Source organism: Saccharothrix longispora (assembly GCF_031455225.1).
In the GTDB taxonomy this organism is placed as follows: Bacteria; Actinomycetota; Actinomycetes; order Mycobacteriales; family Pseudonocardiaceae; genus Actinosynnema; species Actinosynnema longispora.
This window is the reverse complement of the sequence record NZ_JAVDSG010000001.1, coordinates 5,846,364-5,872,421: the sequence shown is the minus strand read 5'-3', so window position 1 is coordinate 5,872,421 and position 26,058 is coordinate 5,846,364. Positions and strand designations below refer to the sequence as shown.

Annotated in this window: 22 protein-coding genes; 17 read left to right on the top strand and 5 right to left on the bottom strand. The window is 73.3% G+C overall.

Annotated features, from left to right (window positions below; genetic code table 11):
* Window positions 1-2: 2 nt before the first annotated feature.
* Genes J2S66_RS24580 through J2S66_RS24565 form a run of 4 tightly spaced genes read left to right on the top strand, consistent with a single transcriptional unit; the run spans window position 3 to window position 3,472 of the window.
* Entirely contained in the window at window positions 3-200 is a 198-nt protein-coding gene (locus J2S66_RS24580) for a Trm112 family protein (protein WP_306748687.1), read from the top strand.
* Window positions 201-204: 4 nt separating this feature from the next.
* Window positions 205-1,281: an SIS domain-containing protein gene (locus J2S66_RS24575; protein WP_310309645.1), complete on the top strand. Its 1,077-nt coding sequence runs from the start codon at window positions 205-207 to the stop codon at window positions 1,279-1,281.
* A gap of 11 nt (window positions 1,282-1,292) precedes the next feature.
* Window positions 1,293-2,504: a mannose-6-phosphate isomerase, class I gene (gene manA, locus J2S66_RS24570; RefSeq protein WP_310309643.1), complete on the top strand. Its 1,212-nt coding sequence runs from the start codon at window positions 1,293-1,295 to the stop codon at window positions 2,502-2,504.
* Between the two features lie 41 nt (window positions 2,505-2,545).
* On the top strand, window positions 2,546-3,472 hold the full coding sequence (locus J2S66_RS24565) for a cation diffusion facilitator family transporter (RefSeq protein WP_310309642.1): 927 nt from the start codon (window positions 2,546-2,548) through the stop codon (window positions 3,470-3,472).
* Window positions 3,473-3,534: 62 nt separating this feature from the next.
* Here the strand turns inward: J2S66_RS24565 and J2S66_RS24560 are convergent, their stop codons facing one another.
* Entirely contained in the window at window positions 3,535-4,824 is a 1,290-nt protein-coding gene (locus J2S66_RS24560; protein ID WP_310309640.1) for a glutamate mutase L, read from the bottom strand.
* Window positions 4,825-4,903: 79 nt separating this feature from the next.
* Here J2S66_RS24560 and J2S66_RS24555 point away from each other — a divergent pair, with 79 nt between their 5' ends.
* Entirely contained in the window at window positions 4,904-6,424 is a 1,521-nt protein-coding gene (locus tag J2S66_RS24555; protein ID WP_310309638.1) for an amino acid permease, read from the top strand.
* A gap of 45 nt (window positions 6,425-6,469) precedes the next feature.
* On the opposite strand, the gene J2S66_RS24550 is transcribed toward J2S66_RS24555, so the two are convergent.
* Window positions 6,470-8,851: a hypothetical protein gene (locus J2S66_RS24550; RefSeq protein WP_310309637.1), complete on the bottom strand. Its 2,382-nt coding sequence runs from the start codon at window positions 8,849-8,851 to the stop codon at window positions 6,470-6,472.
* Between the two features lie 124 nt (window positions 8,852-8,975).
* Here J2S66_RS24550 and ahcY point away from each other — a divergent pair, with 124 nt between their 5' ends.
* The gene (gene ahcY, locus J2S66_RS24545) at window positions 8,976-10,439 is read left to right on the top strand and encodes an adenosylhomocysteinase (RefSeq protein WP_310309636.1); all 1,464 of its coding nucleotides are present in this window, start codon (window positions 8,976-8,978) and stop codon (window positions 10,437-10,439) included.
* Window positions 10,440-10,602: 163 nt separating this feature from the next.
* Here the strand turns inward: ahcY and J2S66_RS24540 are convergent, their stop codons facing one another.
* On the bottom strand, window positions 10,603-11,544 hold the full coding sequence (locus tag J2S66_RS24540; RefSeq protein ID WP_310309635.1) for a hypothetical protein: 942 nt from the start codon (window positions 11,542-11,544) through the stop codon (window positions 10,603-10,605).
* Between the two features lie 170 nt (window positions 11,545-11,714).
* Here J2S66_RS24540 and J2S66_RS24535 point away from each other — a divergent pair, with 170 nt between their 5' ends.
* The 7 genes from J2S66_RS24535 (at window position 11,715) to secA (ending at window position 21,748) form a co-directional block, all read left to right on the top strand.
* On the top strand, window positions 11,715-12,356 hold the full coding sequence (locus J2S66_RS24535; protein ID WP_310309634.1) for a dTMP kinase: 642 nt from the start codon (window positions 11,715-11,717) through the stop codon (window positions 12,354-12,356).
* Between the two features lie 186 nt (window positions 12,357-12,542).
* Complete coding sequence (gene mtrA, locus J2S66_RS24530; protein WP_015104936.1) at window positions 12,543-13,220, top strand: MtrAB system response regulator MtrA; 678 nt, start codon at window positions 12,543-12,545, stop codon at window positions 13,218-13,220.
* A 16-nt stretch (window positions 13,221-13,236) separates the two neighbouring features.
* The gene (gene mtrB / locus J2S66_RS24525) at window positions 13,237-14,979 is read left to right on the top strand and encodes an MtrAB system histidine kinase MtrB (protein WP_310309632.1); all 1,743 of its coding nucleotides are present in this window, start codon (window positions 13,237-13,239) and stop codon (window positions 14,977-14,979) included.
* The gene (locus tag J2S66_RS24520; protein ID WP_310309630.1) at window positions 14,976-16,721 is read left to right on the top strand and encodes an LpqB family beta-propeller domain-containing protein; all 1,746 of its coding nucleotides are present in this window, start codon (window positions 14,976-14,978) and stop codon (window positions 16,719-16,721) included. Before mtrB ends, J2S66_RS24520 begins: the two co-directional genes overlap by 4 nt.
* A gap of 83 nt (window positions 16,722-16,804) precedes the next feature.
* Window positions 16,805-17,431: a ComF family protein gene (locus tag J2S66_RS24515; protein WP_310309629.1), complete on the top strand. Its 627-nt coding sequence runs from the start codon at window positions 16,805-16,807 to the stop codon at window positions 17,429-17,431.
* Window positions 17,432-17,861: 430 nt separating this feature from the next.
* A complete protein-coding gene (gene hpf / locus J2S66_RS24510; RefSeq protein ID WP_310309628.1) occupies window positions 17,862-18,551 on the top strand; it encodes a ribosome hibernation-promoting factor, HPF/YfiA family in 690 nt (229 codons plus the stop codon).
* Between the two features lie 317 nt (window positions 18,552-18,868).
* Window positions 18,869-21,748 (top strand): preprotein translocase subunit SecA, encoded by a 2,880-nt coding sequence (gene secA / locus J2S66_RS24505; RefSeq protein WP_310309626.1) that lies wholly within the window; start codon window positions 18,869-18,871, stop codon window positions 21,746-21,748.
* Between the two features lie 111 nt (window positions 21,749-21,859).
* On the opposite strand, the gene J2S66_RS24500 is transcribed toward secA, so the two are convergent.
* Window positions 21,860-22,195, bottom strand: coding sequence for an Rv3235 family protein (locus J2S66_RS24500; RefSeq protein ID WP_310309624.1), 336 nt, complete (start codon window positions 22,193-22,195; stop codon window positions 21,860-21,862).
* 50 nt (window positions 22,196-22,245) lie between these two features.
* Here J2S66_RS24500 and J2S66_RS24495 point away from each other — a divergent pair, with 50 nt between their 5' ends.
* Window positions 22,246-22,650 (top strand): HAD-IA family hydrolase, encoded by a 405-nt coding sequence (locus J2S66_RS24495; RefSeq protein WP_306748507.1) that lies wholly within the window; start codon window positions 22,246-22,248, stop codon window positions 22,648-22,650.
* A gap of 18 nt (window positions 22,651-22,668) precedes the next feature.
* On the opposite strand, the gene J2S66_RS24490 is transcribed toward J2S66_RS24495, so the two are convergent.
* A complete protein-coding gene (locus J2S66_RS24490; RefSeq protein WP_374726126.1) occupies window positions 22,669-23,412 on the bottom strand; it encodes a TrmH family RNA methyltransferase in 744 nt (247 codons plus the stop codon).
* Between the two features lie 63 nt (window positions 23,413-23,475).
* Between J2S66_RS24490 and J2S66_RS24485 the strand changes: the two genes are divergently transcribed.
* The 3 genes from J2S66_RS24485 to J2S66_RS24475 are packed head-to-tail and all read left to right on the top strand — an operon-like array spanning window position 23,476 to window position 26,039.
* The gene (locus tag J2S66_RS24485) at window positions 23,476-24,147 is read left to right on the top strand and encodes a phosphotransferase (protein WP_310309623.1); all 672 of its coding nucleotides are present in this window, start codon (window positions 23,476-23,478) and stop codon (window positions 24,145-24,147) included.
* Window positions 24,148-24,174: 27 nt separating this feature from the next.
* Complete coding sequence (locus J2S66_RS24480; RefSeq protein ID WP_310309622.1) at window positions 24,175-25,551, top strand: WS/DGAT/MGAT family O-acyltransferase; 1,377 nt, start codon at window positions 24,175-24,177, stop codon at window positions 25,549-25,551.
* A complete protein-coding gene (locus J2S66_RS24475; protein WP_310309620.1) occupies window positions 25,548-26,039 on the top strand; it encodes a DUF6912 family protein in 492 nt (163 codons plus the stop codon). Before J2S66_RS24480 ends, J2S66_RS24475 begins: the two co-directional genes overlap by 4 nt.
* Window positions 26,040-26,058: the final 19 nt, after the last annotated feature.

Sequence of the window (26,058 nt, the reverse complement as noted above, 5' to 3'; positions counted from 1 at the left end):
CCGTGGCAGTGCAACTCGACCCGCAGCTGCTGGAGATCCTGGCCTGCCCGTGCCCCGAGCACGCGCCGCTGAAGGCCGGCACCGCGTCCGACCCGCGGGCGGACTACCTGACGTGCACCTCGTGCGGCCGGTCGTTCCCGGTGCGGGAGGGCATCCCGGTGCTGCTGCTCGACGAGGCTGTCGAGCCGACGGACGGGTGAGGACGTGCTGGACGACAGCCTCCTCGACGACCCGTCCCGCCTCCTCGACGCGGACACGGGCGGTCTGCTGCGCGCGGCCGCCCGGGCGGGGGCGCAGGTCAGGGCCACCGCCGAGGCGGCGCACGAGCTCGGCGTCGAGAGGTTCTTCAGCGACCGGCCGCGCGCGCTGGTGCTGGTCGCCACGCCCGGTGTCGGACCGGCGGTCGCCGCGCTGGTGACGGCCCTGCTCGGGCCGCGCTGCCCGGTGCCGGTCGTCGTGTCCGACGACGTGCCGGCGTGGGTGGGCGCGCTCGACGTGGTGCTCGCGCACACCGAGGACCCGGGCGACGTGCGGCTGGCCGAGTCGGTGGACCGGGTGGCCCGGCGCGGTGCGCGCGTGCTGCTGACCGCCGAACCCGAGGGCCCGGTCGCCGCCGCGGCGGCCCGGCACGCCCTGCTCGTCCCGCCGCGCGTGCCCGTGCCGCGCGGCTTGGGCTTCGCGCGCGCGTTCAGCGCGTGGCTGGTGGCGCTGAAGGCGCTGGGGCTGCTCGACGTGGACGTGCAGGCCGTGGCCGACGAGCTGGACCGCGAGGCCGAGCGCTGCCACCCGCAGCACGAGTCGTTCGTGAACCCGGCGAAGACGCTGGCGCTGCGCGTGGCCGACCGCACCCCGCTGCTGTGGGGCCTGGACGACCTGGCCACGGCCGTGGCGACGCACGGGGCGGGCATGCTGGCCGCGCACGCGGGCGTCGTCAGCGACGTGGCCGGCTACCCCCAGGCGTCGACCCGGTCGGCGCTGCACCGCCGGGCGGTCGGGGGCACGTCCGGCGCGGACATCTTCGCCGACCCGGACGAGGAGCGGGACGGCCTGGTCCGGGTGCTGCTGCTGGCCGTGCGCCGCGACGCGCAGGCCGAGTTCACCCGCCGGGTCGCGATGGAGACCCTGTCCGGAGCCGACGTGCTGGAGCCGGCCGAGGAGGTCGGCGGCGGCGAGGCCGTGTGCGCCGCGCTGCTCGCGCTGCGGTTCGAGCTGGCCGCGCTGTACCTGGGCCTGGCGGCGGGGACGCTGGGTGGCCCGGGGCTGTACGCGCCGGCCGTGTGAGGGGATTGACTGTGGAACTGCTGCACAACGCCGTGCGCGCGTACGCGTGGGGTTCGCGCACCGCGATCGCCGAGATGCTCGGCCGCGAGGTGCCGGCGCCCCACCCCGAGGCCGAGCTGTGGATGGGGGCCCACCCGGGCGACCCGTCGCACGTGATCGGCGCGGACGGCGTGCAGCGCTCCCTGCTCGACCTGCTCACCGAGGACCCGGACGGCCAGCTCGGCTCGCGCTGCGCCGACCGGTGGGGCAGCCGGCTGCCGTTCCTGCTCAAGGTGCTGGCCGCGGACGAGGCGTTGAGCCTCCAGGCCCACCCGTCGGCCGAGCAGGCGGCGCAGGGGTTCGCCGCCGAGGACGCGGCGGGCGTGCCGCTGGACTCGCCGGTCCGCAACTACAAGGACCCGTCGGCGAAGCCCGAGCTGGTGTGCGCGCTGACCGAGTTCCACGCGCTGGCCGGGTTCCGGGAGCCGGAGCGGACGGTGAAGCTGCTGCGCTCGCTCGACGCGCCCGACTTCGCGCCCTACACCGAGCTGCTGGCCGCCCAGCCCGACGCCGAGGGCCTGCGCGCCCTGTTCACCACCCTCATCACGCTGCCGCAGAACGCGCTGGACGTGCTGCTGCCGCAGGTGCTCGACGCGTGCGTGGCGCACGTGAAGGAGCACGGCGAGTTCGACCTGGAGTGCCGCACGGTCCTGGAGCTGGGCGAGGCGTACCCCGGTGACGCGGGCGTGCTGGCCGCGCTGCTGCTCAACCGGATCGTGCTCCAGCCCGGCGAGGCCGTCTACCTGCCCGCCGGCAACCTGCACGCCTACCTGCACGGCACCGCCGTGGAAATCCTCGCGAACTCCGACAACGTGCTGCGCTGCGGCCTGACGCCGAAGCACGTCGACGTGCCCGAGCTGATGCGGGTGCTCGACTTCTCGTGCGGTGACATGCCGGTGCAGACCGGTTCGCCGAGCGGGTCGGGCCTGTGGACGTACCGGACGGCGTGCCCCGAGTTCGAGCTGTCGCGCGTCGAGGTGGACGGCGGGCAGGAGGTCCGGGTCGACCACACCGGCCCGCAGATCCTCCTCTGCACGCGCGGTGTGGCCAGGCTCACGTCCGGGGACACCGCCCTGGAGCTGCGGCGCGGCCAGTCCGTGTGGCTGCCGGCCGCCGATCCCGCGCTCGTGGTCACTTCCGCGGTTCCCACCCAGCTTTTCCGGGCAACCCCGGGCGTTGAGTAGGGTCACACCGACAAATCGGACTGGGCGTGTAGGGAGCAATTGTGTCAGCAGGGGGCGGTACCAAGGCGATCATCGCCGCACTGGTGGCGAACGCGGGCATCTCGGTCGCCAAGTTCGTCGGCTTCTTGATCACCGGCTCGTCGTCGATGCTGGCCGAGTCCGTGCACTCCGTGGCCGACACGTCCAACCAGGGGCTGCTGCTGCTCGGGCAGAAGACGTCCCAGCGCAAGGCCACCACGAACCACCCGTTCGGCTTCGGGCGGGACCGGTACTTCTACTCGTTCATCGTGGCGCTGATGCTGTTCAGCCTCGGTTCCGTGTTCGCCCTGTACGAGGGCATCCACAAGCTGGAGGCGCACGAGGAGCTGACCAGCCCGCTGGTCGCGGTGATCATCCTGGTGGTCGCGATCGGCCTGGAGACCTACAGCTTCCGCACCGCGATCGTCGAGTCGAAGGCGATCAAGGGCGACGCCACGTGGTGGCAGTTCATCCGCCAGTCGAAGGTCCCCGAGCTGCCGGTCGTGCTGCTGGAGGACGCGGGCGCGCTGTTCGGCCTCGTGCTGGCCCTGATGGGCGTCGGCTTGTCGACCATCACCGGCGACCCGGTGTGGGACGCCATCGGCACCATCTGCATCGGTGCGCTGCTGGGCGTCATCGCGGTCATCCTCATCATCGAGATGAAGTCGCTGCTCATCGGCGAGGGCGCGGCCCCGGCGGAGCTGGACGTGATCATGGACGAGCTGGCGGCGGGCAAGGTCCAGCGGGTCATCCACATCCGCACCCAGTACATCGGCCCGGACGAGCTGCTGGTGGCGGCCAAGATCGCCCTCGACCCGGGGCTGCCGGTCGCCGACGTGGCGCAGGCCATCGACGACGCGGAGCAGCGCGTGCGCAACCGCGTGCCGTCCGCGCGCCTGATCTACCTGGAGCCGGACCTGGACCGGTCGCTGACGTCCGGCAAGTCGTAGGTTCCGCGAACGGGGAGGGGCGGCGAGCCGGTGCGCTCGCCGCCCCTCCGCCCCTCCGCCGTTCAGGCGGGACCCGGGACGCGCGCGGGCAGGTCGAAGCGGCTCAGCAGGCGGTCCGCGGCCCCGTCCCGGCCGGCCGCGGCGAGCAGGCCCGCCGGGGCCAGCACGTAGTCCCGGTCCACCAGCACGGCGGCCTCGCGCAGCACGGGCCGCAGCACGGGGTCGGCGCGCAGGGTCTCCTCGATCCCGTCGACCGACTCCGCGTGCCGGAACACGCCGCCGGACAGCACGAGCAGGCCCGCACCGCGCGGCCCCAGCCGGCCGTCGACCAGGCGCAGGTGCCGGCGCACGGCCAGGACGACGGCCAGCGCGGCCAACCGGTGGTCCACGGCGGGGTCCTCGGGCAGCCAGTCGACCCGCGCGGCCCGGCTGTCCGCCTCGGCGCGCAGGGCGGTCGCCTCGGCGTCGCCGACCAGCCGCTCGGCGTGGGCCTCCGCGACCAGCGTGCCCGCCGACCACCGCATGCCCAGGTCGCCCTCCACCGTGCGGCGGTCCGGCGGCAGCGCGACCGTCGTCTCCGGGCCTTCCGCGGTGGACACCGCCGAGTACACGTCCGTGGTGGCGCCGCCGACGTCCACCACGAGCACCGCGCCCTCCCGGTCCCGCGCGGCCAGCCGGGACACGCCGCCGAGCACCGCGTCGGGCGTCACGGCGCGCACCACGTCGCGGAACCGCGTGCCGCGCGACAGCCGCTTGCCGCCGATCACGTGCGCCAGGAACACCTCGCGGATCGCCCGGCGCGCCGGGTCGGGGTTCAGCTCGCCCACGTCCGGCAGCACGTTCTCCGCGCGCACCACCGTGCGGCCGGCCAGCAGCTCCAGCGCCCTCGGCTGCGCCTCGGCGTTGCCCGCCAGCACGACCGGGCACGCGACGCGGTTCGCCCCGAGCCGCCGGGCGTTGTGCAGCAGCACGCTGTCGTCGCCGCCGTCCGTGCCGCCGACCAGCAGCACCACGTCCGGGCGTGCCGAGCGCAGCGCCCCGATGCCCGCGCCGTCCAGCGGCCCGGCCGAGACGTGCACGACCCGCGCCCCCGCCGACAGCGCCACCCGGTACCCGGCCTCGGCGCTGACCAGCCGTTCCTGCCCCACGACCGCCAACCGCAGGCCGCCGCCCGCGGACGAGCAGGCCAGCACCTCGTCCGCGGGGTTCAGTGCCCCGGTCACCGCGTCAATACCCCGGAGCACCTCGTCCTGCGTGGTGGCGCGCTGCGCGGTACCCAGCAGCTCGCCGTCCGCCGAGACGAGGGCGCCCTTGGTCCACGTCGAACCGATGTCCAAGCACAGCACGGTCATGCGGCGCAAACTACCGCCGGGGCGAGCACCACCCGTCAGCCCTAGGCTGATCGGACCAGTGAACCGAGGAGGGGACGCCGTGCCGGGCAACGGGCTGTGGCGCACGAAGTCGATCGAGCAGTCGATCTCGGACACCGACGAGCCGGGCACGCGGCTCCGCAAGGACCTGACCGCGTGGGACCTGACGGTGTTCGGCGTCGCGGTGGTGATCGGCGCGGGCATCTTCACGCTCACCGCGTCGACCGCGGGCAACCTGGCGGGGCCGTCGGTGTCGCTGGCGTTCGTGCTGGCCGCGATCGCCTGCGCGCTGGCCGCGCTCTGCTACGCCGAGTTCGCCTCCACCGTGCCGGTGGCGGGCAGCGCGTACACGTTCTCCTACGCCACGTTCGGCGAGTTCGCGGCGTGGATCATCGGCTGGGACCTGGTGCTGGAGTTCGCGGTCGGCGCCGCGGCCGTCGCCAAGGGCTGGTCGCAGTACCTCCAGGCGGTGCTCGGCCAGGTCGGCCTCGACGTGAGGACCACCACGTCCGTCGCCGGCCTGGACGTCGACTGGGGGTCGCTGCTGCTGATCGCGGTGCTCACCGTGCTGCTGGCCGTGGGCACGAAGCTGTCGTCGCGGGTCAGCGCCGTCATCACCGCCGTGAAGGTGGCCGTGGTGCTGCTGGTGATCATCGTCGGCATCGGGTACGTCAAGATGGCGAACTACAGCCCGTACATCCCGCCCGCGGAGACCGGTTCGGCCGCGCACCAGGGCCTGGAGCAGTCGCTGTTCTCCCTGCTCACCGGCTTCTCCGGCTCGACGTACGGGGTGATGGGCCTGCTGGCCGCCGCGTCGCTGGTGTTCTTCGCGTTCATCGGCTTCGACGTCGTCGCCACCACCGCCGAGGAGACGAAGGACCCGCAGCGCGCCGTGCCGCGGGGCATCCTCGGGTCGCTGGCCATCGTGACCGTGCTGTACGTGGCCGTGTCGCTGGTGATCACCGGCATGCTGCCGTACACCGAGCTGAGGACCCAGCCGGACGGCAGCCGCGCGACGCTGGCCACCGCGTTCTCGGCCAACGGCGTGGACTGGGCGGCCACCGTGATCTCCGTCGGCGCGCTCGCGGGCCTGACCACGGTCGTCATGGTGCTCATGCTCGGCCAGTCGCGGGTGCTGTTCGCGATGTCCCGCGACGGCCTGCTGCCGCGCGGCCTCGCCCGCACCGGCGAGCACGGCACGCCGTTCCGGATCACCGCGGTCATCGGCGTGCTGGTCGCGATCGCGGCCGGGTTCTTCCCGGCGGGCAAGCTGGAGGAGATGGTGAACGTCGGCACGCTGTTCGCGTTCATCCTCGTGTCGGCCGGCGTCCTGGTGCTCCGCAGGACCCGCCCCGACCTGCCGCGCGGCTTCCGCGTGCCGCTCGTCCCGGTGGTGCCGGTCCTGGCGATCCTCGCCTGCCTGTGGCTGATGCTGAACCTGACCGCCCTCACCTGGGTGCGCTTCCTGGTGTGGATGGCGCTGGGCGTGGTCGTCTACTTCGCCTACGGCCGCCGCCACTCGCTGCTGGGCAAGCGCGGCGCGACCGCCGTGCCCGTGGTGAAGGAGGACGAGGTCCCCTGACGCGGCGGGCGGGCCCGGCGCCACGGCGTCGGGCCCGCCGACGGCCTACCGCTGCTCCGGAGCCGGGAACGCGCCCGGAGCCCGCCGCGCGACGGGCAGCACCGGCAAGGGGGCCTCGCCCGCGTCCAGGCCCGCCGCGAGCGCCACCGCGCGGTCCCACTCGGGGTCCGACGTGTAGTCGGCGTGCCGGTTCACGCCCGGCGCCCACCGCCGTCCCGGGAACGGACCCCGCTGCGGGTCGGGCAGCCAGTGGTCGCCGCCCAGCACCAGCGCGCCGGTCGGGCCGCGCTCGGCCGGGGGCAGCGCGCCCGACGTGCCGTCCGCCCGGAAACCGGCGCCGAGCAGCATGCCGTCGTACACCTGCCGGTCCCACGTGGTGACCGCGCCGCCCAGCGCGTCGGTGCCCCGGCACAGCGCCCGCCACCGCCCGGCCAGGCGGCCCGCGAGGGAGGCCAGCGAGTCGTGCGGCACGATCGCCGGGAACGCCCGCGGGTACGCCCACTGGAGCTGCGAACCGGCCGTGACCAGGCCCAGCCGCTCGGCCTGGTCGGGCGGCAGCTCCTCCAGCAGCCGGGCGGCGGCCACCGCGGCGAGCAGGCTGCCCTGGCTGTGCCCGGCGAGCACGACCCGCGTGCCGGGGTCGGCCAGGTGCTCCCGCACCCGCGACACCAGCTCCGGCACGACCTTCAGCGCGTAGCACGGCGGCACGACGGGGTGCGCCTCGCGCGGCCAGAACGCGGCCAGGTCCGCCAGCACGCCGACCTGGCGCGCGGTGTCCGGCCGCCGCGCCGCGAGCCACACCGCGCGCAGCAGCGCCAGCGCCAGCAGCGCCAGCACGGCGACGCCCAACCCGGAGAACGGCCACGACCACGCGGGCAGGTCGACCCCCTGGAACCGCAGGAACGCCGCCGGCACCGCCCCGACGACCAGCACGGCCGCCATGATCAGCACCACGTGGTGGCTGTGCCCGCGCTGCCACTGCGCCCACCACCAGGCCCGCGCCGCCCGCTTCAGGTCGCGGGAACGCCCGGCGTGCAGCAGGGCGGCCTCGCGCGCCCACTCCTCGTCGCGCCGCAGCGAACTCCACCGCACCATCCCGGTGTACGCGGCGACCGCCGCCCCGGCGAGGAACGCCAGCGTGCCCGCGACGCCCCACAGCACGGCGATGTAGCGGTAGCCGTGCGGCAGGACGCCGTGCCCGAGCAGCGCCTGGAGCGTGAGCGCCACACCCGCGCCGAACCCGCCGCCCAGCAGCGCGGACACCGCCACCACCGGCGCCGCCATCCAGCCGCCCGCCCACGGCCGCAGCTCGCGCGGCCGGCTCCGCCAGGTGCGCCGGGCCAGCAGCGCGGCGGGCGCCAGCAGCAGCCCGATCAGCGCGCACACCAACGCCTCCAGGGCCGCCACCACCTGCACGCCCAGGTCCGCGCCGGCCATCCGCGCCGGCACGTGGACGAGCAGCGCGGTCGCCGCCAGCAGCGCCAGCCACGCCGTCGTGTGCAGCACGCGGCGCGGACCGCGGCCGAGGGCGGCGCGCAGCCACCGCCCGCCCCGGTGCGGCGAACCGCCCGTCGGGTCGTCCAGCAGCATCGCGCCCAGCGCGGCCACCGCCACCAGCCCGATGCCGACCCACCGGCACGCGGCGATCGCGGCGCCGTGCGGGCCGGGCGCGGGCAGCGCGTGGAACGGGCCGCCCAGCGCGATCACCACCCCCGTGCCCAGGGCCGCCACCAGGTGCAGCACCCGCAGCGACGGCGTGTCGGGGTCGGTGGCGACGTGCGCGCCCGGCAGGCCCGACCCGACCGCCGACGACGCGGGCACGTCCCGCCGCTCGATCCGCCAGTCCACGCTGGAGACGCGGTGCAGGACGAGCACGACCAGCGCGATCGGCGCGGTGCCCACCACCGCCCGCACCCACGGCGTGCCGGCCGGCCAGGACGAGCCCCACAGGCAGGACGAGCCGGGCGCGAGGCACTGCGCGGCCACCAGGTCGAGGCTGATCACGGCCACCTGGGTGATCAGCAGCACGGTGAGCAGCAGCGCCGCGAGCCGCAGCAACGCCCGCAGCCCGATGCCCAGCAGGTGCGCGGGCAGGTTCCCGGACGGCACCGGCGGCAGCATCCAGTGCGCCACGTTGGCCAGCGAGAACGGGAACAGCAGCGCCCACATCGCCTTGGCGCCACCGCCCGAGGTCATGCCGCCCCACACGTACCCCTCGACGACGCGCGACACGGGCCGCCCGCCGGACTGGAGCACGGGGCCGGGCACGGGTCTGCGCAGGCGGTCGGCCGGGCGCACCACGCGGCCCAGGCCGTCGCCCGCCACGTCCACCGCCGCCACCGCGTCCACCAGCGACTGGGGCGTCGTGCCCTGCACGCCGTGCACGCGCAGTTCGACCACCCGTGTGTCGGGGCCGGGGATCAGCACTGGTCCTCCCGTGAAAACCTCACGTCAGCACATGGTGGTCCATGCTTGCTCAGTTGGACGCGACCACCGTGATCCGGCGTGGCGGGCGGTAGGGTCGGGTGAACCCGAGATGGAGGAACCCGCGATGACCGCCGAGAGGCTCCAGACCCGCAACGGCATCGACTTCGCCGTGGCGGACCTCTCCCTGGCCGAGTTCGGCCGCAAGGAGATCCGGTTGGCCGAGCACGAGATGCCCGGCCTGATGGCGTTGCGCCGCGAGTACTCGGAGGTCTACCCCCTCAAGGGTGCGCGGATCTCCGGTTCGCTGCACATGACGATCCAGACGGCCGTGCTCATCGAGACCCTGGTCTCGCTGGGCGCCGAGGTCCGCTGGGCGTCGTGCAACATCTTCTCCACCCAGGACCACGCCGCCGCCGCGGTCGTCGTCGGCCCGCACGGCACCCCCGAGGAGCCGAAGGGCGTCCCGGTGTTCGCCTGGAAGGGCGAGACGCTGGAGGAGTACTGGTGGACCGCCGAGGCCATGCTGACCTGGCCCGAGGGCGGCGGCCCGAACATGATCCTGGACGACGGCGGCGACGCCACGATGATGGTCCACAAGGGCGTCCAGTACGAGAAGGCCGGCGTCGTCCCGCAGGCCGACGCGAACGACTCCGAGGAGTGGACGATCTTCCTGGGGAGGCTGCGCGACTCCCTGGCGGCCGACACCGGCAAGTGGACCAAGATCGCCGAGGGCATCCGCGGCGTGACCGAGGAGACCACGACGGGCGTCATGCGCCTGTACCAGCTGGCCGCAGCCGGTGAGCTGCTGTTCCCGGCGATCAACGTCAACGACGCGGTCACCAAGTCGAAGTTCGACAACCGCTATGGCATCCGCCACTCGCTGATCGACGGCATCAACCGCGGCACGGACGTGCTGATGGGCGGCAAGGTGGCGGTGATCTGCGGTTACGGCGACGTGGGCAAGGGCGCGGCGGAGTCGCTGCGCGGCCAGGGCGCCCGGATCATCGTCACCGAGATCGACCCGATCTGCGCGCTCCAGGCGGCGATGGACGGCTACGACGTGCAGGTCCTGGAGGACGTGCTCGACCGCGCCGACATCATCATCACGACGACCGGCAACAAGGACGTCGTGACCGTCGAGCACATGGCCCGGATGAAGCACCAGGCGATCGTGGGCAACATCGGCCACTTCGACAACGAGATCGACATGGCCGGCCTCCAGCGCTACCCCGGCGTCCAGCGGATCAACATCAAGCCGCAGGTCGACGAGTGGGTGTTCCCGGACGGGCACTCGATCCTGGTGCTGTCGGAGGGCCGCCTGCTCAACCTGGGCAACGCCACCGGGCACCCCAGCTTCGTGATGTCGAACTCGTTCTCCAACCAGGTGATCGCGCAGGTCGAGCTGTTCACCAAGCACGAGGAGTACGACAAGGAGGTGTACCGCCTGCCCAAGAAGCTGGACGAGAAGGTCGCGCGCATCCACCTGGAGGCGCTGGGCGGCAAGCTCACCAAGCTGTCGAAGGACCAGGCCGAGTACATCGACGTGGACGTCGAGGGCCCGTACAAGGCCGAGCACTACCGCTACTGAGTCCGATGGCCCCGCCTCCGGCGGGGCGGCGAGGCCGCCTGGGCGTCGGCACGTCGAGGCCGGTCCCGCGACGATCGAAGGACGTGATCGCCACGGGACCGGCCTCGACCCACCGACGCGGCCTCGCGGGGCCCGGCCCCGTCAGGTCCAGGGGGCCGGCCCGTCACGTCCACTCGACGCCGACGCCCGCCACACCCGGCCCGACGTCCTCGTAGTAGGCGCTGACGAACCCGCCCAGCCCGCAGACCAGCTCCTCCAGGTCCACCGGCGGGGCGTCGGCGTCGGACCGGAACTGCTTGGTGCACCGGGCCGGCAGGGCGCGGCGGTTGAACGCCAGCTGCACCAGGTAGCCGCGGCACGGCTCGCGGAACGCGCGGCGGTGGCCGGGGGTCGGCCCGCCGGTGTCGTCGACCACGGTGAAGCTGAACACGTGCTCCTCGCCCTCGCCGAGCCGCCGGTCGAACAGCAGCTCGAAGGCCAGCCCGCGGGTGGCGACCTGGCGGCGCACCCGGCCCAGCCGGCACCCCTCGCCGGGCCGCACCAGGGCGTTGTCCACCAGGGACCCCTCGTCGCCCTGGTGGACGGCCAGGAACCGGTCGGGCCCGGCCCGGCCCGCGCGCACCACGAGCCGCGTGCTGATCGACCGCCGCTCGCGCTCCGGTCCGACGAGCACGGTGTCGTGCACGGACAGCAGTTCCAGGTCGGTGTTCGCGCCGGCGTCGCCGACCCCGTCGAACCCGTGGGCCGGCGGCGGCGCCGAGACCCAGGCGGGCCGCGCCGGTCGGGGCTGGGGCCGGGCGCCGACGAGCGCGACCAGCGACTCGGGCGGCAAGCGCAGCACGGCCTCCAGCGCCCGGACGGTGGCGATGGCGCGCGGCACCTCGGGGTGGCGCAACCCGCGCTGCCAGTAGCTCAGCGTCGACTGGCCGACCCGCACGCCGTGCTGCCCCAGGTGGGCGCGCAGCCTGGCCAGGGAGAGGCCGCGGTGGGCGATGGCGTCGTGGAGGGCCCGGTGGAACGGCCCGTAGCGCAGCGTCTCGGCGAGTGCGCCCGGGAGGCCGCCAGTCGGGTGACCCTCAGTCGGGTGACCCGCTGGCTCGTCCACCGGTCTGGCATGCCCCGAGTCCGCGGTCACCTGTGGACCACCCCTTCGCGCAACCGGAAATGGGGTTCACCGTAGTCACTCAATCTGGTGACCGAAAGGATCTATCGTCACTCGACTGGGCGCTGTGATGCCCCCGATCGTGCGCAGTCAGTGCCCCTTAGGGTGTTCCCGTGGGAAAACTCGTCGTGATCGAGGGCCTGGACGGCGCCGGCAAGCGCACCCTGGCCGGGCTGCTGACCGACGCCTGGCGGCGGGCCGGCGCGACGGTGGCGACCGGCGCGTTCCCCCGCTACGACGTGGACGTGCACGCGGACCTGGTGCGCGACGCCCTGCACGGCAGGCTCGGCGACGTGACCGGCTCGGTGCACGCCATGGCCGTGCTCTACGCCCTCGACCGGCGCGGCGCGGCGGACGGCATCCGCGCCGACCTCGCGCGGTGCGACGTGGTGCTGCTCGACCGCTACGTGGCGTCCAACGCCGCCTACGGCGCGGCGCGGCAGCACCAGGGCGCGGACGGGGAGTTCGTCGAGTGGGTCCGCGAGCTGGAGGTGGAGCGCTTCGGGTTGCCGATCCCGGACCTGCACCTGCTGCTGCGCGTGCCCACCGGGGTCGCGGCCGACCGCGCCGCGCGCCGTGAGCGGAGCGAAGCCCGGGAGCGGGACGTCTACGAGTCCGACGGCGGGCTCCAGGCGCGGTGCGCGGCCGTGTACGACGGGCTGGCGGCGGCGGGCTGGTTGTCGCCGTGGGAGGTGCTCGACGGCACGGCCGACCTGCGGGTCGACGACGTCCTGGACCGCTGGTTCGCCCATTAGTATGACGCCGTAACGAAACGTGACCACTTCGCCGATGAGTCGCTGGACGATGCCGAGCGACGAGGCGGGGTGGTGCTCGTGGAACGGCGGCACAGATCGGTCACGTACGGGTTCCGGGCGGCGACCAGCAGCGATGATCGCCGGTCGGTGCGTGGACTGCCGGCCACTAGTGGGACGATGTGGGGCATGAAGGCACGCGTGCTCGTCGTGGACGACGACCCCGCCCTGGCGGAGATGCTGACCATCGTGCTGCGCGGCGAGGGCTTCGACACCGCTGTGGTGGCCGACGGCGCCCGCGCGCTGCCCGCGCTGCGCGAGCTCAAGCCGGACCTGGTCCTGCTCGACCTCATGCTGCCCGGCATGAACGGCATCGACGTCTGCAAGGCGATCCGGTCCGAGTCGGGCGTCCCCATCGTGATGCTCACCGCCAAGAGCGACACCGTGGACGTGGTGCTGGGCCTGGAGTCCGGCGCCGACGACTACGTGGTCAAGCCGTTCAAGCCGAAGGAGCTGGTGGCGCGCATCCGCGCCCGCCTGCGCCGCACCGAGGCCGAGCCGGCCGAGGTGCTCCAGATCGGTGACCTCACCATCGACGTCCCCGGTCACGAGGTGCTGCGCGAGGGCAAGCCGATCCAGCTCACCCCGCTGGAGTTCGACCTGCTGGTGGCCCTGGCCCGCAAGCCGCGCCAGGTGTTCACCCGCGAGGTGCTGCTGGAGCAGGTGTGGGGCTACCGGCACGCGGCGGACACCCGGCTGGTGAACGTCCACGTGCAGCGGCTGCGCTCCAAGGTCGAGCGCGACCCGGAGCACCCCGAGGTGGTGCTGACCGTCCGCGGCGTCGGGTACAAGGCGGGCCCTCCGTGATCGGAGCCCGCCGGCGATGACCCCGCGACTCCTCGACCCCGTGGTGCGCGAAGCGCGCCGCGGGGTCGACCGCGCTCGTCGGCGGGTGGTCGCGTTCGGCGAGCTGTGGCGCCGCTCGCTCCAGCTGCGGGTCGTGGTGTCCACCCTCGCGCTGTCCTCGGCCGTGGTGTTCGTCCTGGGCATGGTGCTCCAGGTGCAGATCACCGGGCAGCTGCTGGAGACCAAGATCGAGGCGGCGCTGCGCCAGGGCGAGGCGAGCGCGGCGGCGATCCAGCCGGACCTGGCGGGCCTCAACCCCGGTCCGGACAGCGTGAAGACGCGGTTCACCACCGCCCTGAACAAGATCAACAGCTCGGGCGTGGACCTCGACCCGACCAGCCTGGGCGCGGGCGCGTTCGAGCCCGTCCTGTACGACCCGGTCGGCGGCACCGGCTCCGACGGCCAGCCCGTCGCCGTGGGCCGCTGGCGCGACGTGCCCGCGGACCTGACGAAGATGCTCGACCGGGGCAGCGCCGGCTACCAGATCACCACCGTGGAGCGGGAGACCGGCCCGACGACCCTGCTGGTCGTGGGCCGCGCGGTGAACACCTCGACCCGCGCCATGCACCTCTACCTGCTGTTCCCGCTGACCAGCGAGCAGGCCACCGCCGCCGTCGTGCAGAACACCCTGCTCATCGGCGGCGTCGTGCTGCTCCTGCTGCTCGCGGTGATCGCGAACCTCGTCACCCGGCAGGTCGTGCGCCCGGTGCGGCAGGCCGCCGAGATCGCCGAGCGGTTCGCCGACGGGGACCTCGACGAGCGGATGCCCGTGGTCGGCGAGGACGACGTGGCGCGCCTGGCCGAGTCGTACAACGAGATGGCGGCCAGCATCCAGCGGCAGATCCACCAGCTGGAGGCGTTCGGCACACTCCAGCGCCGCTTCACCTCCGACGTGTCCCACGAGCTGCGCACCCCGCTGACCACCGTGCGCATGGCGGCGGACGTGCTGCACGCCTCGCGCGAGCAGTTCCCGCCCGGCCTGTCGCGCTCCACCGAACTGCTGGTCGACGAGCTGGACCGGTTCGAGTCGCTGCTGGGCGACCTGCTGGAGATCAGCAGGCTCGACGCGGGCGTGGAGGAGTTGGCGGCCGAGCTGGTCGACATCCGCGTGCTGGCCCGCCGCGCCCACGACGCGGTGCGCGCCATCGCCAACAGCAACGGCACCACCATCGTGATGGACCTGCCGGACCACGAGGTGACCGCCGAGCTGGACTCGCGGCGCGTCGAGCGCATCCTGCGCAACCTGCTGGCCAACGCCATCGACCACGGCGAGGGCATGCCGGTCGAGCTGACCCTGCGCAGCGACGGCGAGGCCGTCGCGGTGACCGTGCGGGACCGCGGCGTCGGCCTGCGCGCGGGCGAGGCCGACCTCGTGTTCAACCGGTTCTGGCGGGCCGACCCGTCGCGCAACCGGCGCACCGGCGGCACCGGCCTCGGCCTGTCCATCAGCCTGGAGGACGCCCGGCTGCACGGCGGCTGGCTCCAGGCGTGGGGTGAGCGCGGCCACGGCGCGGTGTTCCGGCTGACCCTGCCGTGCCGGCACGGCCAGGAGGTGCACTCCAGCCCGTTGCCGCTGGAGCCGCCCGACCTGCCGCCGGTCGTCCAGCCCGAACCCGGGCCGGAGGCGCCCGAGCACACCGGGGAGGTCGAGCTGACCCAGGAGGAGATCACGTGGCAGCCCGCCGAACCGGTCACCGCCGAGCGCGAGGAGGTCAGGTGAGGTCGTTCCGGAAGGCGTTGCTCGTGCTGCTGCTGGGCGTGCTGCCCGTCGCGGCGGGGTGCGCCGCGATCCCCACCCAGACCTCGCCGATCCCGGTCAACCCGTCCGCGGGCAACGCCAGCGCGGTCGCCGCGCCGGAGCCGGTCGAGGGCATCGACCCGCTGACCCTGGTCCGCGAGTTCGTCAACGCCGCCGCCAACCCCGAGAACGACTACGCCGCCGCCAGGGCCTACCTGACGCCGGAGGCGGAGAAGACCTGGGACACCAAGGGCGCGCCCGCGATCATCGAGACCACGTTCAACACCGTCCCCACGGCCGCCGCGGCGGACGACGGCGAGCAGCGCACCGTGCTGCTCCAGGGCAAGAACGTCGGCCGCCTCCAACTGGAGGACAACTCGTTCGTGCAGCTGCTCGGCAACCTGGAGACGCCCATCGGGCTCCAGCGCGACGACCAGGACCAGTGGCGCATCTCCGAACCCCCGGACGGCATCTTCGTGCCGCTCGCCGGGTTCCAGCAGAACTACCGGCGCGTGACGCTGTACTTCTACGACCAGGACTTCGGCGTGCTCGTGCCCGACCCGAGGTGGGTGGTCATCGCGCCGTCCACGTCGATCCCGAGCCGGGTGGTGAACCTGCTGCTCAAGGGACCCGCGGTCGGGATGCGGGGCGCGTTGTCCACGGCCGTGCCCAACGGCGCGGCGCAGCGGAAGAACACCGCCGAGAACGACAACGGGGCGCTGGAGGTGGACCTGACGAAGGTCGGGGACATCACGGCCGCCGCCGCCCGGCGGATCGTGGCCCAGGTGGTGAAGTCCCTCGCGGGCGTGACCAGCAGCCGCATCCGGGTGCTGGTGGAGGGTCAGCCGATCTCCGCGGACCAGGAGGAGTGGCGGCCCGCCGACGTGCAGACCGGCGAGGCGCTGACCACGCCCGCCGCCGGCCTGACCGGCCTGCTGGTGGAGAACCGGCGGGTCCGGCAGGTCAACGGCGACCCCCTGCCCGGCCCGGCGGGCCAGGGCGCGTACGAGGTGCTCAGCGCCGCGCAGTCGATGGACGGCAGCCAGCTGGCCGTGGTGGCCCGGACCGGGGCGTCCCCGCGGCTGCGGGTCGGCGGCGTCCAGTCGGACCTGGCCCAGGTCGACCTGGTCGCGAACACCCTCACCCGACCGACGTGGCTGCTCAGCGGGCGCCAGGACGAGCCGAGCAGCGAGGTGTGGACGGTCGTCGACGGCACCGACGTGGTGCGCGTGATCCGGACGGACAACGGGTGGACGGCCAACGCCGTGAACGCCTCGGAGCTGGCGCTGATCGGGAAGATCACCGAGCTGCGGCTGTCCCGGGACGGCACGCGGGTGGCCGCGGTGGTGGACGGCAAGCTGATCGTGGCGGCCGTCGTGCGCGGGCAGGACTCGGCGGTGTCGCTGCGGGCGCCGCGCAACCTCCAGCCGTCCGTGCTGGGCACGTCCGCGCTGTCGCTGGACTGGCTGGCGCAGGACGTGGTGGTGGCGAGCACGTCGTTGGCCGCGTGGCCGATCGCGAAGGTCAACATCGACGGGCTGCGGATCGAGCGGTACAACACCTCGAACCTGACCGTGCCGGTGGGTTCGGTGACCGCCGCGCCGGGGCGCAACGTGCTGGCGGTGGACCAGAGCGGGTTGTGGAGCGCAGGCGACGTCGGTGACGTGTGGCGTGTGTCGACGACCGCCGTGGCGCCGGGAACGCAGGCGTTCTACCCCGGCTGACCTGCGGTTCCTCGGGTTCACCCGTTCGTGTGTCGGGAGCTCGACCTGCGGTGTCGCCGGCGGTCGCCGGCAGGGTTCCGCGCATGGTCCTCGACGTGCTGTTCCCGCCCCGTTGCGCCGGCTGCTCCCGCCCGGGCGCCCGGCTGTGCCCGCTGTGCCTCGCCGCGTTCGGGCCGCCCGGGCGCGTGCCCGGTTCCGGCACCGGCCCGCCGGTGTACGCCCTGGCCGACTACGCGGGCGCGGCGCGCGAGGCGGTGCTCGCGTTCAAGGAGCGCGGGCGGCGCGAGCTGGCGGTCGTCTTCGGCGCGCTCGTGGCCGCCGCCCTGCCGCTGCTGCCCGAGGCCGGACCCGAGCCGTGGCTGGTGCCGGCACCGTCCCGGCGGTCGGCGGCGCGGGCCCGCGGCGGCTCCCACGTGCTGGGGGTGGCACGTGCGTCCGGCTTTTCCACGGCGCCCGCACTCGCATTCGTGAAAGGAGTTCGTGATTCGGTGGGGTTGTCGCCGGCGGCCCGCCGGGCGAATCTCACCGGCCGACTGCGCCTCGTCCCGGACGGCCTCCCGCCGCCCGGGAGCGCGATTGTCCTGCTGGACGACGTGATCACCACAGGTTCCACGGCATCCGCCTGCATTTCGACGTTAAGAACGGGCGGGTTCCGGGTATCCCTCGTTCTCGTACTGACCACTGCCCGCCGACCCCACCCACACGGGTGAAACAACCCGGGAACCTCTCGGGAGCTTCGTCCGTTGGCCGGATATGAGACCCCCACCGAGGCCGTTGGAGGTAACCGCTCTGCTGACGGATGCCGGTGCGCGGCTGGACCGTTCGGGTGAGCGGCCGGCCTGGAGGAGTCTCGACGCGTCCACCCGATCCACAGGTGGCGTCCGTTTTCGGTCGCTCAGAGTCACCGGCGGAAATTCTTCGAGTTCCCCCGCCCCGGGGGCTGTCGCAGCGGCGAATACCGGGCTAACGTCCAGCGCTATCAGCGTTCCCGGAACGCGGGGAGGAGGCGAACAGCCCATGACTCCGGCACCGGCGGGATGCTGAGGACAACCCTCCGCAACGTGTTCGCGAACCAGATCGCAAATCCCGGTGCCAAACGATCCGAAGCCGTAGCTCGCCCCTAAGCGAGGGAGGTCGTGTATGGACATCGTCGTGAAGGGCCGCAACGTCGAGGTGCCCGATCACTACAGGGTTCACGTCGCCGAAAAGCTGGCCCGCCTTGAGCGCTACGACCGCAAGGTCATCCGCTTCGACGTGGAGCTGTTCCACGAGCCCAACCGCAGGCAGTCGAAGAACTGCCAGCGCGTCGAGATCACCGGCAAGGGACGTGGACCGGTGGTCCGCTCGGAAGCGTGTGCGGGCGACTTCTACGCCGCCCTGGACGCCGCGGTCGCGAAGCTCGAGGGCCGTTTGCGCCGCTCGCACGACCGCAGGCGCGTGCACCACGGGCGCCGTGGCCCCACATCGGTCGCCGAGGCGACCAGCGGGCTCGGGGACTCCCTTCTCCTCGGCCCCGACCACGACGGTCAGGCGCAGGGCATGTGGCTCGGCCGCACCGCCGTGCTGGAGACCGCCGAGCCGGAACACTCGCACGAGGGCGCCGCGGACGTGCCCGCCCAACGCTGGGAAGACGGCGTCGAGGACAACCTGCCCGGCCGGATCGTGCGCGAGAAGGAGCACGCCGCCAAGCCGATGACCGTCGACCAGGCCCTCTACGAGATGGAACTGGTCGGCCACGACTTCTACCTGTTCTCCGACGCGGACTCCGGACGTCCGAGCGTCGTCTACCGCCGAAAGGGATTCGACTACGGCGTGATCAGGCTGGCCTGAGCGCCGCCTGCCACAGTCCCCGCCACTCGACTTCGCGACCCCCGGCGTCCCTCGTACGCCGGGGGTTGCCCCCTGCCCGCACGGCGGTGGTCCCGCCGTCGACCTCCCGCGCCGGCCCGTCGCTCTCCGTGATCTTGGTCGCGCGCTCCGGGCGGTCGTCACAGGGCGTTCCGCACCCCTTCCTACCTGTGTCTGTGCACACACCTTCACGACTTGCCTACGATGGCGGGTGGTGAAGCCTCGTCATGGCCGTGACGGGGCTGTGGAAGGCGCCCGTCCCCCGGGCGCGTCGCGATGAGGTAATGAGGTCGACCCGGATGGTGCTGTCCCGACTGCTCCGCGCTGGCGAGGGCAAGATGCTCAAGCGCCTGCGCAACATCGCAGCGCACATCAACAACCTCGAAGACGACGTCGTCGACCTCTCCGATGCGGAGTTGCGCGCGAGGACCGAGGAGTTCCGCAAGCGCCACGCGGACGGCGAGTCGCTCGACGAACTGCTGCCCGAGGCGTTCGCCGTCGTCCGCGAGGGCGCCAAGCGCACCCTGGGCCAGCGCCCGTTCGACGTCCAGCTCATGGGCGGCGCGGCGCTGCACCTCGGGCAGATCGCCGAGATGCGCACCGGTGAGGGCAAGACCCTGACCTCGGTGCTGCCCAGCTACCTGAACGCCATCGCCGGCAAGGGCGTGCACGTCGTCACGACCAACGACTACCTCGCCCGCCGCGACGCGGAGTGGATGGGCCGCATCCACCGCTTCCTCGGCCTCACCGTCGGCGCGATCCTTTCGGAGATGACGCCCGAGCAGCGGCGGGTCGCCTACAACGCCGACATCACCTACGGCACGAACAACGAGTTCGGCTTCGACTACCTCCGCGACAACATGGCGTGGAGCCGCGACGAGATGGTCCAGCGCGGCCACTTCTTCGCCCTGGTCGACGAGGTCGACTCCATCCTCATCGACGAGGCCCGCACGCCGCTGATCATCTCCGGCCCGGCCGACCAGTCGTCCCGCTGGTACGTCGAGTTCGCGCGCCTGGCCACCCGGATGCGCCGGGACACCCACTACGAGGTGGACGAGCGCAAGCGCACCATCGGCGTCACCGAGGCCGGCGTCCAGTTCGTCGAGGACCAGCTCGGCATCGAGAACCTCTACGACTCGACCAACACCCCGCTCGTCGGCTACTTCCAGAACTCGATCAAGGCCAAGGAGCTGTTCGCCAAGGACAAGGACTACATCGTCCGCAACGGCGAGGTCATGATCGTCGACGAGTTCACCGGTCGCGTCCTCGCCGGCCGCCGCTACAACGAGGGCATGCACCAGGCGATCGAGGCCAAGGAGGGCGTCGAGATCAAGGCGGAGAACCAGACGCTCGCCACGATCACCCTCCAGAACTACTTCCGCCTCTACGAGAAGCTCGGCGGCATGACCGGTACCGCCGAGACCGAGGCGGCGGAGTTCCACCAGACCTACAAGCTCGGCGTGGTGCCCATCCCCACCAACCGGCCGATGCAGCGCAAGGACCAGGCCGACCTCGTCTACAAGACCGAGGAGGCGAAGTTCGACGCCGTCGCCGACGACATCGCCGAGCGGCACGAGAAGGGCCAGCCCGTCCTCGTCGGCACCACCAGCGTCGAGCGCTCCGAGTACCTGTCCAAGCTGCTCGTCCGCAAGGGCATCCCGCACGAGGTCCTCAACGCCAAGCACCACGACCGCGAGGCGCTGATCATCGCCAAGGCCGGCCGCAAGGGCGCCGTCACCGTCGCCACCAACATGGCCGGTCGAGGCACCGACATCGTGCTCGGCGGCAACCCGGACATCATCGCCGACCACGAGCTGCGCGAGCGCGGCCTCGACCCGGTCGAGAACCCGGAGGAGTACGAGGCCGCCTGGGCGAAGCTGATCGAGGAGGTCAGCGCCCTGGTCAAGGAGGAGGCCGAGGAGGTCAAGGCCGCCGGCGGCCTCTACGTGCTCGGCACCGAGCGCCACGAGTCGCGGCGCATCGACAACCAGCTGCGCGGCCGCTCCGGCCGTCAGGGCGACCCCGGCGAGTCGCGGTTCTACCTGTCGCTGAAGGACGAGCTGATGCGCCGCTTCAACGCGGCCATGGTCGAGACCGTCATGACGCGGCTGAAGGTGCCGGACGACGTGCCGATCGAGCACAAGATGGTCACCCGCGCCATCCGCAGCGCGCAGACCCAGGTCGAGCAGCAGAACTTCGAGATCCGCAAGAACGTCCTCAAGTACGACGAGGTCATGAACGAGCAGCGCAAGGTCATCTACGCCGAGCGCCACCGCGTGCTCGACGGCGAGGACCTGCGCGACCAGGTCACCCACATGATCACCGCCGTGGTCGGCGACTACGTCGACGGCGCGACCGCCGACGGCTACGCCGAGGACTGGGACCTCGACCAGCTGTGGACGGCGCTCAAGACGCTGTACCCGGTCTCCCTCGACCACAAGAAGCTGTTCGAGGACGACGACGAGGACGTCGACCGCGAAGGGCTCAAGGCCAAGCTCCAGGCCGACGCCCTGGCCGCCTACGAGGCCCGCGAGGCCGAGATCGACGGCCGCGTCGGTCCGGGCGCCATGCGCGAGCTGGAGCGCCGCGTGCTCCTCTCCGTCCTCGACCGCAAGTGGCGCGAGCACCTCTACGAGATGGACTACCTCAAGGAGGGCATCGGCCTGCGGGCCATGGCGCAGCGCGACCCGCTGATCGAGTACCAGCGCGAGGGCTTCGACATGTTCAACACCATGTTGGAGGCCCTCAAGGAGGAGTGCGTCGGCTTCCTGTTCAACCTCCAGGTTGAAGCCGCCGAACCCGCTCCGCCCGCGGAGGCCCCCGCCCCCCAGGTCTCCATCACCAACGGCGGGCCCCTGGCCGGCAGCCGGGCCCGCGCCCGCGCCGCCGCGGCCGCCGCGGCCCAGCAGGAAGCCGACAGCGCGGCCCAGGCCCCCGCGGGTCCCGCCCTGGCGCAGCTCCAGAGCGGCAACGCCATCCCCCCGGCCCTGCGCGGCAAGGGCCTGGGTGGCCGGGGCGCCCAGCAGGGCCTGACCTACACGGGTCCGTCGGAGAGCGGTGACGCCGAGTCCACCGGCGGCGCCCCGAACCAGGGCGGCCCCCAGTCCGGCACCCGGAAGGAGCGCCGGGCCGCGGCCCGCGCCCAGGCCAAGGGCCAGCGCAAGGGCCCCCGCGAGTAGCCCGGCGCACCGCGCGACCTCGTGGAACGCGGGTGGGGTGGACCGGGACCCCCGGCCCACCCCACCCGCGTTCACGTCCACGTCCGACGGGGCCGTCCCGCCGGGCGCGGCTCACGGCAGCAGGTGGAACTCGGTGCACCGCCAGCGGGTGCCCGAGTGCTCGACCCTCGCCGCGAAGGCCCGCGTCCTGGTCGGCGTGTGCAGGGTCCCCGCCAGCTCGGCCTTCCCCGGCTCGACGTGGCACAGCCGGTACCGCCCCAGGCGGGTCGTGGTGGGGGTCGTGGGCAGCTCCTTGAGCGCCCGGGTCGGGAAGAGGGCGGTCAGCTGCTGCGGCGGCCTGCGCCCCGAGAGGGCTTCCACCAGCGGGACGAGGAAGTGGCGGGCGTCGAGCGGGCCCGGCGTGCCGGGTTGCGGTGAGCGGGGCAGGGCGCGGAGGCGGGGTGGCATGCTGAACCGAGGGGGACAACGCGGTTTTCGTACCCGGATCACCCGAAGGAGTGGCTGTGCGGGGACTGGTGCTCGACTTCGGCGGGGTGCTGACCGACTACGGCGACGACCACGGGGCCGATGAGCCGCCGCTGGTCGGGGTGGTGCGGCGGGTCCGGGGCTCGGGGGTGCGGACCGCCGTGCTGTCGAACGCCGACGGGCTGTGGGCGCCGCCCCGCGCGTGGGCGCCGCTGTTCGACGTCGTCGTCACCTCGGGCGAGGTGGGCATGGCGAAGCCCGATCGGCGGATCTACCTGCTCACCGCCGACCGGCTCGGCCTCGACCCCGCCGACTGCGTGTTCGTGGACGACCTCGCGGTGAACGTCCGCGGCGCGGCGGCGGCGGGCATGGTCGGGGTGCACCACCACTCGGTCCGCGCCACCACCGAGGAGATCGAGGTCCTCCTCGGGACGTGAGGTGTGCCGGGACGCGACCTAGGCGCGCCGGCGGGCCACCTCGAAGCACAGCACGGCCGCCGCGCCGGCCACGTTCAGCGACTCGACGCCCGCCGACATCGGGATGGACAGCCACCCGGTCACGTGCGGCCGCACGTCGTCCGAGATCCCCGCGGTCTCGCTGCCCAGCACGAACGCCGCCCGCGCCGGCAGCTCGGCGGTGAACACCGACGCGCGGGCGGCCGCGTCCAGCGCGAACACCGGGTAGTCCAGGCCGCGCAGCGCGGCCACCGCCTCGGCGGCCGTCGCGCACTTCAGGATCGGTGCCCGGAACGCCACGCCCGCCGACGCCTTCACCACGAGCGGGTCCAGGGAGGCCACGCCCCGGCGCGGCACGACGATGCCCTCGATCCCGGCGGCGGTCGCGGTGCGCAGGATCATGCCCACGTTCGCGGGCGTCGTGATGCCGTCCAGGACGAGCACGGTGCGCGGCTCGGACCGCAGGCCGACCTCCAGGGGCCGCATGCGGGGCGCCACGACGTCCGCCAGCACGCCCTGGTCCTGCTTGCCGTTGCCGGCGAGCACCTTGACCCGCTGGGCCGTCGCGCGCTGCACCGGCACGCCCCGCCGGGCGGCGGCGTCGAGGACCTCGCGGGCGGCCTGACCGCGCGCGGTGTCGGCGAGCACGACCTTGTCCACGTCCAGCGACGGGTCGTCCAGCGCCTCCAGCACGGGCTTGCGGCCGTACACGGTGACGAACTTGTCCTTGGGGGAGACATCCACGCGGTAAGTGTCCAACACCCGTTTGGGGCTTGTATCTCCGCTGTCAATCATGATGATCGTCACATGGCAACGCGCAACGAGGCGCACCGCCTGCTGGCCTCCGGCCGGGAGGCGGACGTCTACCTGCGTCCCGACGGCCTGCTGGTGAAGCGGGACCGCGCGGGACGCGACCCCGAACCCGAGGCCGAGCTGATGCGCTACCTGCGCGGGTGCGGCGTACCGGTGCCCCGGGTGGCGGACGTGTCGGAGACCGACCTGGTCATGGAGTACGTGCCGGGCCCCCGCATGTCGCAGGAGCTGGACGCCAGGCCGTGGCGGGCGGGCGCGCTGGGCCGCGAGCTGGCCGAGCTGCACCGCAGGCTGGACGACGTGCCGCCGCCCGGCTTCCTCGGCGGCGGGCGCGACGGCGGCCTGGTGCACCTCGACCTGCACCCCGGGAACGTGGTGCTGGGCCCGGAGGGCGCGGTGGTGGTCGACTGGGCGAGCGCGGCGTGCGGCGACCGGCGGGTGGACGTGGCGATGAGCTGGCTGGCGATCGCGGTGGCGCCCCTGCGGCCCCTCGAGCGGCTCGTCCGCGCCCGGTTCCTCCGCGGGTTCCTCTCGGGTGCGGACGCCGGCGTCCGCCGGGCCATGCCGACCGCCGCCGCGATCAGGCTGGCCCGCCACCAGCGCGACGAGGCCGAGGTCGACGCCGTGCGCCGGCTGGTGGCCGACTGCGCCGACTGGAGCGACTGACCCCGCTCAGCGGCTAGCCTGGGCGACATGCCCGACCGCCTGTCCGCGCTGGACGCCTCGTTCCTGTACCTGGAGGACGCCACGACGCCGATGCACGTCGGCGGGGTGGCGGTGTTCCGCCGGCCGCGCACGGGGTTCGACTACGACCGCCTGGTGGAGCTGATCGAGCAGCGCCTGTCGCTGGTGCCCCGCTACCGGCAGAAGGTCGTGCACGTGCCGGGCAGGCTGGCCCGGCCCGTGTGGGTCGACGACCCGGACTTCGACGTCACCTACCACGTGCGCCGCTCCGCGCTGCCGAAGCCGGGCAGCGACCAGCAGCTGCACGAGCTGGTGGCCCGGCTGATGTCCCGCCCGCTGGACCAGACCCGCCCGCTGTGGGAGATCTACCTGGTGGAGGGCCTGGCCAGGAACCGCACGGCGGTGATCACGAAGACCCACCAGGCGATGGTCGACGGCCTGGGCGCACCCGAGATCGGCCAGGTGATCCTGGACGTGAGCAGCACGCCGCGCGTCCCCGTCGAGTCGCTGTGGATGCCGTCCCCGGCGCCCAGCGGGCTCCAGCTGGTGGCCGACGCGGTGGCCGAGGCCGTGCAGCGGCCCGGCGAGGTGGTGGAGAACGCCCGGTCGGCGGCGGTGGACACGGTGGCGACGGTGCGCAAGGTGGCGGGGCTGTTCGGCGGGCTCGTCTCGGCGGCGCGCACGGCCGCGACCCCCGCGCCCGGCAGCCCGCTGAACGTGCGCATCTCGCCGCAGCGGCGGTTCGCGGTGGCGCGGACGCGGCTGGACGAGTTCCGGGCGATCCGGCGGGTGCACGGCGGCACCGTGAACGACGGCGTGCTGGCCGTGCTGTCGGGGGCGCTGCGGAACTGGCTGCTGTCGCGCGGCGAGGTCGTCACGGCGGGCACGACGATGCGGGCGATGGCCCCCATGTCGGTGCGCGACGACGAGGCGCGGGTCGCCGCGTACTTCGTGGACCTGCCGGTGGGGGAGCCGAACCCGGTGGTGCGGCTGCACCACGTGTCGCACGCGATGCGGGCGCACCAGGAGTCGGGCCAGTCGGTGGCGGCGCAGACGCTGGTGCGGTTCTCCGGGTTCGCGCCGCCGACGCTGCACGCCCTGGGCGCGCGGGCCGCGTCGTCGTTCTCCCGGCGGCTGTTCAACGTGGTGGTGACGAACGTGCCCGGCCCCCAGGTGCCGCTGTACGCGGCGGGGGCGAGGATGATCGAGATGTTCCCGGTGGTGCCCCTGGCGAAGAACCAGGCGCTGTCCATCGGGGTGACCTCGTACGACGGCGGGGTCTACTTCGGCTTGAACGCCGACCGCGACGCGATGTCCGATGTGGACGTGCTGGCGGCGATGGTGGAGGAGTCGGTGGAGGAGCTGATGGGAACGGTGTCCGCATGAGGGTGTACCTCCCGGCGACGGTCGCGATGCTGCGCGGCCTGGTCGACGACGGCCGGTTCGCGCCCGTGGGCGGGACGGGGTTCGCGCTGACGCCGGCGCTGCGCGAGTCCTACGCGACCGGTGACACCGAGGAGCTGGAGTACTCGGCGATGCTGGACGCGGCGCGCGCGTCGCTGCGGCTGATCGCGGGCAACGAGAAGGCGGTGCCGCGCCGGGCCGTGGTGTCGGTGGACGTCGAGGACGTGAAGCTGCGGCCCGACCTGGACTTCTCCGTGGTCAAGCTGTCCGGGCCGGTGCCGCTGGAGCTCGTCGCCGCCGTCCACCTGGACACGCTGGAGGCGGAGGACGACGTGCGCGCGGCGGCCGAGGTGATCGACGCGGCCGACCTGGGCGACCCGGACGCGGAGTTCACGCTGGGCGGCGCGGAGGACCACGAGCTGGCCTGGTACGGGGTGCAGGAGCTCCCGTTCCTGCTCGAACTCATGTAGCCCGCGCGTGCGGCCCGCG

Coding starts and splice junctions, on each gene's coding strand:
- J2S66_RS24560 (WP_310309640.1), bottom strand. CDS start 4,824: ATGACCGTGCTGTGCTTGGACATCGGTTCGACGTGGACCAAGGGCGCC.
- ahcY (WP_310309636.1), top strand. CDS start 8,976: ATGACCGCCGAGAGGCTCCAGACCCGCAACGGCATCGACTTCGCCGTG.
- mtrA (WP_015104936.1), top strand. CDS start 12,543: ATGAAGGCACGCGTGCTCGTCGTGGACGACGACCCCGCCCTGGCGGAG.
- mtrB (WP_310309632.1), top strand. CDS start 13,237: ATGACCCCGCGACTCCTCGACCCCGTGGTGCGCGAAGCGCGCCGCGGG.
- J2S66_RS24515 (WP_310309629.1), top strand. CDS start 16,805: ATGGTCCTCGACGTGCTGTTCCCGCCCCGTTGCGCCGGCTGCTCCCGC.
- hpf (WP_310309628.1), top strand. CDS start 17,862: ATGGACATCGTCGTGAAGGGCCGCAACGTCGAGGTGCCCGATCACTAC.
- secA (WP_310309626.1), top strand. CDS start 18,869: ATGGTGCTGTCCCGACTGCTCCGCGCTGGCGAGGGCAAGATGCTCAAG.
- J2S66_RS24500 (WP_310309624.1), bottom strand. CDS start 22,195: ATGCCACCCCGCCTCCGCGCCCTGCCCCGCTCACCGCAACCCGGCACG.
- J2S66_RS24485 (WP_310309623.1), top strand. CDS start 23,476: ATGGCAACGCGCAACGAGGCGCACCGCCTGCTGGCCTCCGGCCGGGAG.
- J2S66_RS24480 (WP_310309622.1), top strand. CDS start 24,175: ATGCCCGACCGCCTGTCCGCGCTGGACGCCTCGTTCCTGTACCTGGAG.
- J2S66_RS24475 (WP_310309620.1), top strand. CDS start 25,548: ATGAGGGTGTACCTCCCGGCGACGGTCGCGATGCTGCGCGGCCTGGTC.